The following is a 12345-nucleotide window of genomic DNA, read 5'->3' on the forward strand; positions in this document are numbered from 1 at the left end:
GAAGTCTGGGGTGGCCGGGGGGCGTTACGCGGTGCGGCCCCGGCGGGCGAGGAGTCGGACGGCTCCGTCGCCGATGAGCTGGACGACGGTCACGATGAGGACCAGGACGACGACGGTGACCAGCATGAACGTCGTGTCGAAGCGCTGGTATCCGTACGTGACGGCCTTGGAGCCGAGGCCTTCGCCGCCGACCGCGCCGGCCATCGCGGAGTACCCGATGAGCACGATCACGGTGGTGGTGACGGCCGAGACCAGCGAGGGCAGGGCCTGCGGGAGCAGCACCTTGCGGACGATGGTGGGGATGCCGCCGCCCATGGCCTGGACGGCTTCGACGAGTCCGTGGTCGACCTCGCGGATCGCCGTCTCGACGAGGCGCGCGAAGAAGGGGATGGCGCCGATGGCGAGCGGCACGATCATCGCGGTCGGGCCGATGAAGGTGCCGACGACGAAGCTGGTGAAGGGGATCAGGGCGATCAGCAGGATGATGAACGGCAGGGAACGGCCGACGTTCACGATCGCACCGACGACCTTGTTGACGGGCCGGTTCTGCAGCAGTCCGCCCTTGTCCGTGAGGACGAGGAGGATGCCGAGCGGCAGTCCGCCGACGATGGTGACGACGGTGGCCCACAGGACCATGTAGAGGGTGTCGACGGTGCCCTGTTCGAGCAGGGGCTGCATCTCCGACCAGGTCACTTGGCACCTTCCTTGACCAGCACGTGGGCGATGTCCTCGACGAGCACGTCGTCCTCCACGAGTTCGACCTGGAGGCCCTGCTCGCGCAGGAAGCCGACCGGGACGACGTTCTCCTCGTACCGTCCGGGCAGTTCGATCCGCATCCGGCCGATCTGCTTGCCGCCGACGGTGTCCATCGCCGCCCCGAGGATCGAGATGTCGATGTTGTACGTGCGGGAGAGCTGGGAGATGACCGGCTGGGTCGCGGCCTCGCCGTGGAACGTGACGTCGACGACGGTGCGGTCGGGGCCCGTGGCGGCGCCGCTGACCGGGAACAGCTCGGCCGCCAGCTGGGAGCCGGGGGTGGCGAGCAGTTCGCCGACGGTGCCGGACTCGACGACGCGGCCCTTCTGCATCAGGGCGGCGGAGTCGCAGATCGTCTTGACGACGTCCATCTCGTGCGTGATGAGCAGGACGGTGAGGCCGAGCTGCCGGTTGAGGTCGCGCAGGAGCTGGAGGATGGAGCGGGTGGTCTCCGGGTCGAGGGCGCTGGTGGCCTCGTCGGAGAGCAGGACCTTGGGGTTGCCGGCGAGGGCGCGGGCGATGCCGACGCGCTGCTTCTGGCCGCCGGAGAGCTGGCCCGGGTAGGACTTCGCCTTGTCGGCGAGGCCGACCAGGTCGAGGAGTTCGAGGGCGCGGCGGGAGCGCTCGGCGCCGGAGACGCCGAGGATCTCCAGGGGGAGCTCGATGTTGTCCTTGACCGTGCGGGAGGACAGCAGGTTGAAGTGCTGGAAGACCATGCCGATGCTGCTGCGCGCCCGGCGCAGGTCCTTCCCGGCGCGGCGGCCCTTTCCGGCGAGGGCGGTGAGGTCGACGCCGTCGACGGTCACGGTGCCGGAGGTGGGGCGCTCCAGGAGGTTGACGCAGCGGATGAGCGAGGACTTGCCGGCGCCGCTCTGGCCGATGACGCCGAACACCTCGCCCTCGCGGACGTGGAGGTCGACGCCGTCCAGAGCGGTGACCTGCCGGCCGCGCGACTCATAGACCTTGGTCAGGCCCGAAGTGGTGATCACAGGGGTTTCCGTCACTGTCGAGTGCGCGACGCGGGGTCCGTCGTGCACGGGCATTCGTCATTCGGACAGTCAGGCGCACGGGGGGCTGTCGGCCGACTGGTGGCCGGGGGCAGCGGTGCGCGGGGCGGGCACGGTCCGGCGCCGGTTGGCGGGCGGATCGGCTCGGCCGTCGGGGTCTCGCTTCGGGGCGCGAGGCTCGGCGGGGGCCCTCAGATGGCGCACATTCGACACGTACAACGAGCACCGGGCGTCGTGTTCGCCTCGGTCGCAAGGGTGCGGCTGCTCGTCGTGGTCATGTCTGCAAGTAAAACATGCGCAGCTGCGAAGGGAAGCGGGGTGTCCGAATAGCGGACGCGGATGAGACGGCATGCGGACGCGTCCCGTCCGGGCCGTCGGCGCGCCTTCCCGTGCGTGGCCTGGAGGGAAGGGCCCTGCACGCGGCCGCGCCGGGGAGGGTGATCGGGTACGGGATGTGGCGCAGGCCACGCGGTCGGCGGGGCCCGGCGGGCCGGGGGCGGGCGCATCGGGTGGTTCGGGCCGTAATACCCTCGGGCGCATGCTTGACGCCCTGACGGTCGCGGTCTCCGTGGCCGCGCTCGCCCTCGCCGCCTGGTGCGGCTTCGCCGCCTTCCGGGACCAGCCGACCAAGGACTGGCACTTCATCGGCATGGCCGTGGTGACCTTCCTGGTCCTGGTCCAGCTGATCGTCGGCATCGTGCGGCTGGCGCGCGGCGAGAAGGCCGAGGAGGGCACGACGATCTTCGTCGCCTATCTGCTCGGCGCGCTGTGCGCGGTGCCCATCGCCGGCTTCATGTCGCTCGCGGAGCGCAGCCGGTGGGGTTCGGCGACGGTGGCGGCCGGCGCGGTCGTCCTGGCCGTGCTCGAAGTGCGTCTCTACGACATCTGGACGGTGGGCTGACCATGACCGCGACCGAGACCGAGACCCAGGGAAAGACCCGGCTCGTCACCGGCCCGGGCATGCTGCTCGTCTGGCTGTACGGCGTGATGTCCGTCGGCGCGGTGTCGCGCTCGATCTACCAGATCGCCAGTGAGTTCGACCGCGCGCCGCTGGCGTACGGCCTGTCGGCGGTGGCGGCCGTCGTCTACGTGTTCATCACGTACACGCTGGTACGCGGCGGGGAGAAGGCCCGCAGGGCGGCGCTGGTGTGCTGCGCCGCCGAGCTCGCGGGCGTGCTGATCGTGGGGACCTGGACGCTGGTCGAGCCGTCCGCCTTCCCGGACGCCACGGTCTGGTCCGACTTCGGCTACGGCTACGTCTTCATCCCGGTGCTGCTGCCGCTGAGCGGCATCTGGTGGCTGCGGAGGTCCAGGACCGCCTAGGCGGCCTTCTCCAGGGTCACCAGGGTGAGCTTCGGGCCGAGCTCACGGGTGGAGACCTGCGCGTACCCCTTGCTGCGGTAGAGGCGCAGATTGCCCTCGCTGCGGTGGCCGGTGAAGAGCTGGAAGCGCTTGGCCGGGGCCGACTCCTCGGCTTCCGCCGCGAAGTGGCGCTCGATGCCGTCGAGGAGGCGGCTGCCGAGGCCGTGGCGCTGCATGCGCGGGTGGACGATCAGCTTGGCGATCCGCACGGTGCCGTCCTCGTCGAGGCGGGCCCGCACGGAGGCGACGACCTCGTCGCCGAGCCGGGCCACGAGCCCGTATCCCTCGGCCAGTTCGGCGCGCAGGGCGTCGAGCGACTGGGTGAGCGGCTCGATGGACCAGTCCCCGTAGAGCTCCGCCTCGCTCTGGTAGCAGAGGTACTGCAGCTTCAGGATGTGCTCCGCGTCCTGCGCGTCCGCCGCTGAGATGGTCACACTCAGGCCCATGTGTGCACGCCTCCCGCTCATCTGTCGATCATCGGTTTACCGCACCCTTCCCCGTCGACCGGGGGCGGGAACCTCTGCAGCCAGCATTCTGCGCAGGCATCCCAGGCATCGGGAACGCATCGGCCCCAGGCTGCCCTGTGAGATACCCAACTCTCCTGCGATTTCCCGGTAGGTGGGGTCCTCCGGGTCGAGCATCGCGGTCAGCACCTTCGGGCAGCGGCCGGGTGTCCTGGTGACGGCGGCGCGCAGGGTGCGGCGGCCCTCGGCGACCAGCAGGGAGTGTTCGGGGGAGCCCTCGGGCACGGCGCCGCCCGGTTCTTGGACGGGTTCGTCCCGGTAGGGGCGTTCCCGGTCGTGGGTCCTGCGGGCGCGGCGCGCCTCCGCGCGGACGGCGCGGCGCAGCCATTCGGCGGGCCGCTCGGGTGCGGTGCCGGTCTCCTGGAGCTGCTCCAGGAGGCGGAGCCAGACGGCCTGTTCGAGGTCTCCGGGGTCGACGCCTGCGGCGGGCGCCTCGGCGTCGGACTCGGCGGAGAGCAGCGGGGCGAGGGCGGCGAGGAGGCCGGGTGCCTGGGCTCGCGCGGCTTCCGGGCCGAGGGGCTCGGCCTGGGCTCGCGCGGCTTCCGGGCTGCTGGTCTCGGCCTGGGCGTCCGCGGCGGGGAGGGTCTTGGGGGTGGTCATGACCGGCACGATGCCGGGGCGCTCGGCCGTGGTTGCGGTGCGGGGCGTAAACCACCCGGGAGGGGGTCGTACGAGCCGTACGGCCCCCTCCTTCGGATCACGTGGGGGTCAGCCGCGGGCGGTGAGGTCCTCGGCCGCGAGCCGGGCGGTGTCCGGGTTGTCGGAGAAGATGCCGTCGATCCCCGTCCCCAGGTAGCGCTTGAGGGCGCCGAAGGCGTCGCCGTACGCCGTCGGGTCCGTGCCCTTGCGGAAGTCCGCGGGCAGGAAGGTGTTCTCGTTGCGGTGCGTGTACGGGTGGAGGATCAGTCCCTCGGCGTGCGCGTCGCGGACCAGGGTGGTCGGGTCGCCGAGCCGGCCGCTCGCGTCCTTCGGGATGACCAGGTCGAGCGTGGGGCCGATGCCCTTGGCGTACGAGGCGATCCAGCGCAGGCCCTCGGGCGTGACCAGGTCGGCGACCGTGCGCGGGTCCCCGGCCTCGACGAAGTCCCAGGGGCGGCTGCTCGCGCCGGAGAGCAGGACGACGCCGGGGGCGTCCACCAGCTTCGCCAGGCGCTGGATGCTGCTGGGCTCGAAGGACTGGAGGAAGACCGGGGAGTTGGCGCGGTGGCGTCCGTACCGGCGCAGGAGCTTCGCGAGCCGCTCCTCGAGGCCGAGGCCGAGGGAGCGGAAGTAGCTGGGGTGCTTGGTCTCGACGTGGAGCCAGATCTCGCGGCCCCGGCGGCGGCCCTCCTCCTCGGCCCAGATCAGGACCTCCTCGAAGGTGGGGACGGTCCAGCGGCCGTCGTAGAGGGTGTTCTCCTGGCGGGTGGCGGGGATGCGCTCCTTGGCCCGCAGCGTCTTGAGCTCGGCGAGCGTGAAGTCCTCGGTGAACCAGCCGGTGAGCGCGGTGCCGTCGACGGTCTTGGTGGTCTTCCGGGACGCGAACTCGGGGTGGTCGGCGACGTCGGTGGTGGCGGTGATGTCGTTCTCGTGGCGGCAGACCAGGTGTCCGTCCCGGGTGGGGACGAGGTCCTGCTCGACGACGTCGGCGCCGAGGTCGAGGGCGTGCCGGTAGGAGCCGAGGGTGTGCTCGGGACGGTAGCCGGCGGCACCGCGGTGGCCGATGACGAGGGGGACGGGGAGGGAGCGGTAGCCGTGGCCTCGGCCGGGCGTGCGCTCCGTACCCAGGTCCGCCGCGGCGGCCCGCGCGGTGCCGGTGCCGGCGGCGAGGGCCGTGGAGGCGCCGAGGACGGTGGCGCCCGCCGCTCCGAGAACCGTCCGCCGTGCCGGGGTCCGGCGTTCGCCCTGGGTCATGAGGGATCCTCCTGTGTGAGCCCGCGGTGTGATGTCCCGCACCTGTCAACTGTTGTCCCCGACGCTAGGCAGTCGGGCCCTACGGGCGGCAGACCTGCGCGGAACATGGCGGAAACACGCGTCAACACTGCGTATCCACTCGGTGAACCCGATGTGCGCGTGAGGGTGACCCGCGAGTATCGTCGCCAGCCTCAGCCGTCGTCCCGACGGGCCCGACCGACCCGCTTCCCACCGGAGGAACCGTTGTCCCGTCTCGCGATCATCAAGGCAGTGCTCGGGCCGGTCATGCGCCTGATGTTCCGCCCCCGCGTGGAGGGCGTCGAGAACATCCCCGGGACGGGTCCCGTGATCCTCGCGGGCAACCACCTGACCTTCATCGACTCGATGATCATGCCGATCTGCCTGGACCGTCCGGTCTACTTCATCGGCAAGGACGAGTACGTGACGGGCAAGGGCGTCAAGGGCCGGGCGATGGCCTGGTTCTTCACCAGTGTCGGCATGATCCCGGTGGACCGGGACGGCGGCCGCGGCGGTGTGGCGGCGCTGATGACGGGCCGGCGTGTCCTCGAGGAGGGCAAGATCTTCTCGATCTACCCGGAGGGCACCCGCTCCCCCGACGGCCGGCTGTACCGGGGCCGGACGGGCATCGCGCGGCTGACGCTGATGACCGGGGCGCCGGTGGTGCCGTTCGCGATGATCGGCACCGACAAGATCCAGCCGGGCGGGTCGGGCTTCCCGCGCCCGGGCCGGGTGACGGTCCGCTTCGGCGAGGCGATGGAGTTCTCGCGGTACGACGGGATGGACCGCGACCGGTACGTCCTGCGGGCGGTGACGGACTCGGTGATGGCCGAGGTGATGCGCCTGTCGGGCCAGGAGTACGTGGACATGTACGCCACGAAGGCGAAGGAAGCGGCGTAGCCGCGGAGCGGCATCGACGGGGGCGGCGTCCTGGACGGGACGCCGCCCCCGGCTTTTTCCCGCCGGCTACTTCTCCAGCTTCTGGCCCCTGAGGAGGAACCAGGCGGCGACGGCCGTCGCCAGGAGGACCGCCGCGCCGACGCCGGACGCGATCCGCAGGCCGTCGACGAAGGCCTCCTGGGCGGAGGCGACCAGGGCGGTCGCCGTCTCGGGGGCGAGGCCGCCGGAGGCCTCCACCGCGCCGCCGAGCGACTCGTGGGCGGCCGACGCGATGCCCGAGGGGACGCCGGCCGGGGTCGTGAAGCCCTGGTAGACGCCGGTCACGATGGAGCCGAGGATGGCGATGCCGAGCGCGGCGCCCAGTTCGTACGCGGTCTCGGAGACGGCGGAGGCGGCTCCGGCCTGCTCCTTCGGGACGCTGGAGAGGATCACGTCGGCGGTCACGGTGAAGGAGAAGCCCGCGCCCACGCCGACGACGAGGAGGCTCGCGCCGAGCAGCGGGTAGCCGGTGTGCTGGTCGAGCGTCGTCAGGACGGCGAGGGCGAGGCCGACCGCGGCGAGGCCGCCGGCCACCACGGACCGTACGGAGAAGCGGCGGGCCACGACACCGGCGGCCAGACCGGCCGTCACGGCCCCGATCGCGGCCGGGAGTTCGGCGAGTCCGGCCTCCAAGGGCTGGCGGCCCTGGACCAGCTGGAAGAACTGGGACAGGAAGAACACCAGGCCGGAGAGGCCGAGGATGGTCAGCAGGTCGGCGAGGACGGCACCGGAGAAGCCGCGGTGGCGGAAGAGGTGCATGTCCAGGAGCGGCGCGGGCAGGGTCAGCTGCCGGCGGACGAACCAGGTCAGGGCGGCGGCGCCGATGAGGGCTCCGGCGCCCGCGTCGAGGCTCGGGCCGTGGGAGGCCAGTTCCTTGACGGCGTAGACGACGCCGATGACGCCGACGAGGGAGAGGGCGACGCTGGGGAGGTCCCAGGGGCCGGGGTTGGGGTTCTTCGACTCGGGGATCAGCTTGGCGCCGACGAGGACGAGGACGGCCATGACGGGCAGGTTGATGAGGAAGACCGAGCCCCACCAGAAGTGCTCCAGGAGGAATCCGCCGACGACTGGGCCGACGGCGGCGCCGGCCGAGGCCATGGCGCCCCAGATGCCGATGGCGAGGCTGCGCTCGCGCGGGTCGTGGAAGAGGTTGCGGATGAGGGCCAGGGTCGACGGCATCAGGGTCGCACCGGCGACGCCGAGGAGGGCGCGGGCGACGATCATCATCTCGGGGCTGGTCGCGTAGGCGTTCAGGACCGAGACGGCGCCGAAGGCGGTGGCACCGATCAGCAGGAGCTTCTTGCGGCCGATGCGGTCGCCGAGGCTGCCCATGGAGACGAGGAGTCCGGCGATGACGAAGGAGTAGACGTCGCCGATCCAGAGGAGCTGGGTGCCGGAGGGCTTGAGGTCCTCGGAGAGGAAGGGGGTGGCGAGGCCGAGCACCGTGGCGTCGACCGCCACGAGGAGGACGGCCAGGACGAGCACGGAGAGGGCGAGCCACCGGCCGGGGCGGCGCACGCCCTCGATATGGCTCTCGGTCTTGACGGTGCTGGTGGTCACTTCTCCACGCTCCTGCGCGCTCCGCCGAGCAGCAGCTCGGCGATCATGTACTGGAAGTCCTTGGCGGCGACCCGGCCGTCCTGCACGGCCCAGGCGCCGGAACCGATGAGCCCGTAGAAGGCCTCGGTGAGCCAGGCGGGGGTCAGGTCGATGCGGAAGACACCCTGTTCCTGTCCGCGCCGGAAGAGCGCGGAGACCCGGGCGTCGAGGCGGGCCCAGCCCTCGTTCTGCTGGTCGCCCTCGAAGAGCTGGTTCTCGGTGACGAGGAACGAGAGCAGGGGGGCGACGGGCTCGACCTCGGCGACGAGCCGCCGTACGGCCTCGTCGGCGGGGCCTTCCTCGGTGCGGGCCCGGTCGTGGGCCGCCTCCAGCTCCTGCAGCCCGAGCTCCTCAAGGGCCCGCACCAGGGCGTCGCGCCCGGCGAAGTGCCGGTGCAGTGTCGCCCGCCCGATCCCGGCGGCCCGCGCGACCTCGTCCATGGTGGCGGTCGCCTTCCGGGTGAGCAGGGCGGCGGCGGCACGGAGCACCTGGGTGCGATCGACTGACATGAGACAACCATACACCGAGTGAGACATTGATGTCTCACTCGGGACGCGGGTGCATACGGAAACACGGCGCCGCCGTCCTCCGGGAGGGAGGACGGCGGCGCCGCGGGTCGCGCAGGGGAGCTACTTCTTGGCCTCGGCCCAGGCGTGCTGGATCACCAGGTCCGCCTTCACCTCGACGAGCTGGGTGGCGACCGCCGAGGGGGCGGTGCCGCCGCGGCCGTTGCGGGAGGCGAGGGCGCCGGGGACGTTGAGGACGGTGCGGACCTCGGGGGTGAGGTGCTCGGAGATCTTGGCGAACTGCTCGTCCGTCAGCCCGTCCAGCTCCTTGCCCTCGGACTCGGCGACCTTCACGCACTCGCCGGCCACCTCGTGCGCCACCCGGAACGGGACGCCCTGCTTGACCAGCCACTCGGCGATGTCGGTCGCGAGGGAGAAGCCGGCCGGGGCCAGTTCCTCCATGCGGTCGCGGTTGACCGTGAGGGTGGCCATCATGCCGGTGAAGGCGGGCAGCAGGATCTCCAGCTGGTCGCAGGAGTCGAAGACCGGCTCCTTGTCCTCCTGGAGGTCCCGGTTGTAGGCGAGCGGGAGGGCCTTGAGGGTGGCCATCAGGCCGGAGAGGTTGCCGATGAGGCGTCCGGACTTGCCGCGGGCGAGCTCGGCGATGTCGGGGTTCTTCTTCTGCGGCATGATCGACGAGCCGGTGGAGAAGGCGTCGTGGAGGGTCACGAAGGAGAACTCCTTCGTGTTCCAGATGATGATCTCCTCGGCGATCCGCGAGAGGTTCACGCCGATCATCGCGGTGATGAAGGCGAACTCGGCGACGAAGTCACGCGACGCCGTGCCGTCGATCGAGTTGCCGACCGAGCCCCGCTCGAAGCCGAGGTCCTTCGCCACCGCCTCCGGGTCGAGCCCGAGCGAGGAACCCGCGAGGGCGCCGGAGCCGTACGGCGAGACGGCCGTCCGGACGTCCCACTGCCGCAGCCGCTCGGCGTCCCGCGAGAGGGACTGGGCGTGGGCGAGCACATGGTGGGCGAAGAGCACCGGCTGGGCGTGCTGGAGGTGCGTACGACCGGGCATGGCGACGTCCGGGTGGGCCTCGGCGAGGCCGACGAGGGCGTCCTGGAGGTCGGCGACGAGCCCGCCGATGATCCGCGCGTGGTCGCGCAGGTACATCCGGAAGAGGGTGGCGACCTGGTCGTTCCGGGACCGGCCGGCGCGCAGCTTGCCGCCGAGCTCGGCGCCGAGGCGCTCCAGGAGGCCCCGCTCCAGGGCGGTGTGGACGTCCTCGTCGGCGATGGTGCCGACGAAGGAGCCGTCGGCGACGTCCGCCTCCAGCTGGTCGAGCCCGGCGATCATGCGGGTCAGCTCGTCCTCGGTGAGCAGGCCGGCCTTGTGCAGCACGCGCGCGTGGGCCCGGGAGCCGGCGATGTCGTACGGCGCGAGGCGCCAGTCGAAGTGCACCGAAGCGGAGAGCTTCGCCAGGGCCTCGGCGGGGCCGTCGGCGAACCGTCCGCCCCAGAGCCGGACGTCACCGTTGTTGCTGCTCACTGCTGCTCCTCGATCGAACGTGGGCGGATGACGCGAGGTCGACGTTGATAGGCATAACTATGCGGACCGCTGCATGTTTTGTCAATCACGGTCCGTAGGCCGGAAAATCAGGGGCATCCCCGTACACCCTGTCCCTACGCTCCGCCCATGGACGACACCCACACCGCAGGAGCCACCCGACTGGCCCGGGGCACACCGATCACCTCGGCGATCGACACGTCGGACGCCTCCGCCTGGACGGGTCTCGACCTCGCCGTACGGGAGCTCGCCCGCACCCGCCCGTCCGTTCTGCCGGACCAATCCTGGGCGACCGGCCGCCGCTTCCACTGGTCGTGGGACGCACCGCTGCCCACCTTCGACCTCTCGCGCCGCTCGCGCCGCGAACCCGACGGGACCGGACTCGCCGTCGCGCTGTGCCACCCCGACGGCCGGATACGCGAGGCGGCCCTGCGGCGCGCGGCCGGTCTTCCCGCACCGGACCTCCGGCCGCTGCTGCCCCTCGTCGCCATCCGCTGCGCCGACTGGGCGCCGCCGGTGCGCGAGGTGGCCCGCGACCTGCTGCGGGACGCGCTCCCCGGCGCCGGACCCGACGCGGTCGCCGTCCTGGCGCCCGTCGTCCTGCGCGTCGCCGCGCGCCTGCACGGGGAGGCCGCCCGCACCCTGCTGGAAGCCGTGCTCCAGGAGGGCCCGGCGCCCGTCCTCGACACCGTCCTCGTCCGCGACGACCGGGCGACCCGCCGCCTGGCGCACCGGATCGCGGTCCAGCGGCGGCACCTCTCCGCCCAGCGGTTCGCCGAGGCCGCCGCCACCGACCCCGACGTGGTGATCCAGGACATCTGCGCGGACGGCGCGATCGCCGCGGTGGGTCCGGAGACCGGGGGCGAGGTGCTCCTCCCGCTGCTGCGCTCCCGGCACTCCCGGGTACGCGCGGCGGGCGTGACGGCACTGCGCCGGGCCGGGCGCCCCGGGGAGGCCGAGGCGTTCCTCGCGGACCGGTCGGGACTGGTGCGGGCGTGCGCGCGGTACGTGCTGCGGCAGTACGGCATCGAGGCCGCCCCGCTCTACCGGGCCCTGTGCGGCGGAGAGTCGGTGCCCCCGGCCGCGCCCCTCGGGCTCGCCGAGTGCGGCGCCCGCGAGGACGCCGCCCTGCTGTGGGGTCTCACGGAGCACCCGCACCCGGGTGTGCGCGCCCACGCCGTGGCCGGGCTGCGCGTACTGGACGCGACGGACTGGGCGCGCCTGGTGCCGCTGCTCGACGACCCGGCGCCCGGAGTCGTACGGGAGGCGGTGACCGCCCTCGTACCGTGGACCGACCGGATGCCGAGGGCGGAGCTGTCGGCCCGGCTCGGGACCGAACACCCCCGGCACGTGCGCGTGGGGGCGTTCCGGCTGCTCGTGGCGCACGGCGGTCCGGAGCTGCGGGAGATCGCCTGGACGCTGATCGACGACGCCGAGCCGAAGCTGCGCGCCAACTCCTGGGCGTTGCTGCGGAGCTGACCCCCGGACCGGTGGCCCGGCACCCTCGCGGGAGAGAATCAGGCCATGGCAAAAACGTATGAGCGTATCGACGGACGACTCCGGGCCTTCATCGAGGACCAGCCGGTCTTCTTCACCGCGACCGCGCCGCTCGCCGGCGACGGGCACGTCAACCTCTCCCCCAAGGGCCGCAAGGGCACGCTCGTCGTGCTCGACGAACTGACCCTCGCCTACGTCGACTTCGGCGGCAGCGGCGCCGAGACGATCGCGCATCTGCGGGAGCCGGGGAACGGGCGGATCACCCTGATGTGGACCGCCTTCTCCGGGCCGCCGACCGTCGTACGGGTGCACGGGACCGGGGAGGCCGTGCTGCGGGACGATCCGCGGTGGGGCGAGCTGTTCGCGCGGTTCCCGGCCGAGGCCGTCGAGGGGCAGGGCAGTGCGCGGGCGATCGTCGTCGTGCACGCGCGGCGGATCAGCGACGCGTGCGGGTTCGCCGTCCCGCTGATGGAGTACCGGGAGGACCGGACGCTGCACGCCGAGTACTTCAACCGGAAGACGGACCAGGAGTTCAGCGACTACTGCGCGAGCAAGGACCTCCTGGCGACCAGCCTCGACGGACTGCCCGCGCTGCCTCTCCCGCTGCCCCCGCTGCCCCCGCTGCCCGCCGAATAGCCCCGTACGACGGGCGGGGACGCGTGAGCGGTCCTAGCG

Annotated in this window: 13 protein-coding genes; 5 read left to right on the forward strand and 8 right to left on the reverse strand. The window is 72.2% G+C overall.

Annotated elements, in window-relative coordinates; all coding sequences use genetic code 11:
• Positions 1-24: 24 nt before the first annotated feature.
• Together ACZ7HT_RS19185 and ACZ7HT_RS19190 are read right to left on the reverse strand one after the other, a co-directional pair.
• A complete protein-coding gene (locus ACZ7HT_RS19185; protein WP_471166962.1) occupies positions 25-693 on the reverse strand; it encodes a methionine ABC transporter permease in 669 nt (222 codons plus the stop codon).
• Complete coding sequence (locus ACZ7HT_RS19190) at positions 690-1745, reverse strand: methionine ABC transporter ATP-binding protein (RefSeq protein ID WP_471166965.1); 1056 nt, start codon at positions 1743-1745, stop codon at positions 690-692. The genes ACZ7HT_RS19185 and ACZ7HT_RS19190 overlap by 4 nt, the downstream gene beginning before the upstream one ends.
• 556 nt (positions 1746-2301) lie before the next feature.
• Here ACZ7HT_RS19190 and ACZ7HT_RS19195 point away from each other — a divergent pair.
• A complete protein-coding gene (locus ACZ7HT_RS19195; RefSeq protein WP_471166968.1) occupies positions 2302-2664 on the forward strand; it encodes a hypothetical protein in 363 nt (120 codons plus the stop codon).
• 2 nt (positions 2665-2666) lie between these two features.
• Positions 2667-3086: a hypothetical protein gene (locus ACZ7HT_RS19200; RefSeq protein ID WP_471166971.1), complete on the forward strand. Its 420-nt coding sequence runs from the start codon at positions 2667-2669 to the stop codon at positions 3084-3086.
• On the opposite strand, the gene ACZ7HT_RS19205 is transcribed toward ACZ7HT_RS19200, so the two are convergent.
• The 3 genes from ACZ7HT_RS19205 to ACZ7HT_RS19215 form a co-directional block, all read right to left on the reverse strand.
• Positions 3083-3571, reverse strand: a complete 489-nt coding sequence (locus ACZ7HT_RS19205; protein WP_471166973.1) for a GNAT family N-acetyltransferase — start codon at positions 3569-3571, stop codon at positions 3083-3085. The genes ACZ7HT_RS19200 and ACZ7HT_RS19205 overlap by 4 nt on opposite strands.
• Before the next feature lie 36 nt (positions 3572-3607).
• On the reverse strand, positions 3608-4249 hold the full coding sequence (locus ACZ7HT_RS19210; protein WP_471166976.1) for a sigma-70 RNA polymerase sigma factor region 4 domain-containing protein: 642 nt from the start codon (positions 4247-4249) through the stop codon (positions 3608-3610).
• A 108-nt stretch (positions 4250-4357) separates the two neighbouring features.
• Positions 4358-5542 carry a glycerophosphodiester phosphodiesterase gene (locus ACZ7HT_RS19215; protein ID WP_471166978.1) on the reverse strand — a complete coding sequence of 395 codons (1185 nt, stop codon included), beginning with the start codon at positions 5540-5542 and terminating at the stop codon, positions 4358-4360.
• Positions 5543-5785: 243 nt separating this feature from the next.
• Here ACZ7HT_RS19215 and ACZ7HT_RS19220 point away from each other — a divergent pair, with 243 nt between their 5' ends.
• The gene (locus ACZ7HT_RS19220; RefSeq protein ID WP_471166981.1) at positions 5786-6460 is read left to right on the forward strand and encodes a lysophospholipid acyltransferase family protein; all 675 of its coding nucleotides are present in this window, start codon (positions 5786-5788) and stop codon (positions 6458-6460) included.
• Positions 6461-6526: 66 nt separating this feature from the next.
• Here ACZ7HT_RS19220 and ACZ7HT_RS19225 read toward each other — a convergent pair whose 3' ends face one another.
• The 3 genes from ACZ7HT_RS19225 to argH all read right to left on the reverse strand — a co-directional run bounded on the left by ACZ7HT_RS19225 (position 6527) and on the right by argH (position 10155).
• A complete protein-coding gene (locus ACZ7HT_RS19225) occupies positions 6527-8059 on the reverse strand; it encodes an MFS transporter (RefSeq protein ID WP_471166983.1) in 1533 nt (510 codons plus the stop codon).
• Positions 8056-8607, reverse strand: coding sequence for a TetR/AcrR family transcriptional regulator (locus ACZ7HT_RS19230; RefSeq protein WP_382660211.1), 552 nt, complete (start codon positions 8605-8607; stop codon positions 8056-8058). Before ACZ7HT_RS19230 ends, ACZ7HT_RS19225 begins: the two co-directional genes overlap by 4 nt.
• Before the next feature lie 120 nt (positions 8608-8727).
• The gene (argH, locus tag ACZ7HT_RS19235) at positions 8728-10155 is read right to left on the reverse strand and encodes an argininosuccinate lyase (RefSeq protein ID WP_471166988.1); all 1428 of its coding nucleotides are present in this window, start codon (positions 10153-10155) and stop codon (positions 8728-8730) included.
• 147 nt (positions 10156-10302) lie between these two features.
• Between argH and ACZ7HT_RS19240 the strand changes: the two genes are divergently transcribed.
• Together ACZ7HT_RS19240 and ACZ7HT_RS19245 are read left to right on the forward strand one after the other, a co-directional pair.
• Positions 10303-11652, forward strand: a complete 1350-nt coding sequence (locus ACZ7HT_RS19240) for a hypothetical protein (RefSeq protein ID WP_471166991.1) — start codon at positions 10303-10305, stop codon at positions 11650-11652.
• A gap of 45 nt (positions 11653-11697) precedes the next feature.
• The gene (locus ACZ7HT_RS19245; protein ID WP_471166994.1) at positions 11698-12306 is read left to right on the forward strand and encodes a pyridoxamine 5'-phosphate oxidase family protein; all 609 of its coding nucleotides are present in this window, start codon (positions 11698-11700) and stop codon (positions 12304-12306) included.
• Positions 12307-12345: the final 39 nt, after the last annotated feature.

The sequence above is a fragment of the Streptomyces sp. NPDC037410 genome, from assembly GCF_055602235.1.

Excerpts from the sequence above, each read along its gene's own strand:
- ACZ7HT_RS19195 (WP_471166968.1), top strand. The coding sequence starts at position 2,302 with ATGCTTGACGCCCTGACGGTCGCGGTCTCCGTGGCCGCGCTCGCCCTC.
- ACZ7HT_RS19200 (WP_471166971.1), top strand. The coding sequence starts at position 2,667 with ATGACCGCGACCGAGACCGAGACCCAGGGAAAGACCCGGCTCGTCACC.
- ACZ7HT_RS19205 (WP_471166973.1), bottom strand. The coding sequence starts at position 3,571 with ATGGGCCTGAGTGTGACCATCTCAGCGGCGGACGCGCAGGACGCGGAG.
- ACZ7HT_RS19210 (WP_471166976.1), bottom strand. The coding sequence starts at position 4,249 with ATGACCACCCCCAAGACCCTCCCCGCCGCGGACGCCCAGGCCGAGACC.
- ACZ7HT_RS19215 (WP_471166978.1), bottom strand. The coding sequence starts at position 5,542 with ATGACCCAGGGCGAACGCCGGACCCCGGCACGGCGGACGGTTCTCGGA.
- ACZ7HT_RS19230 (WP_382660211.1), bottom strand. The coding sequence starts at position 8,607 with ATGTCAGTCGATCGCACCCAGGTGCTCCGTGCCGCCGCCGCCCTGCTC.
- ACZ7HT_RS19240 (WP_471166991.1), top strand. The coding sequence starts at position 10,303 with ATGGACGACACCCACACCGCAGGAGCCACCCGACTGGCCCGGGGCACA.
- ACZ7HT_RS19245 (WP_471166994.1), top strand. The coding sequence starts at position 11,698 with ATGGCAAAAACGTATGAGCGTATCGACGGACGACTCCGGGCCTTCATC.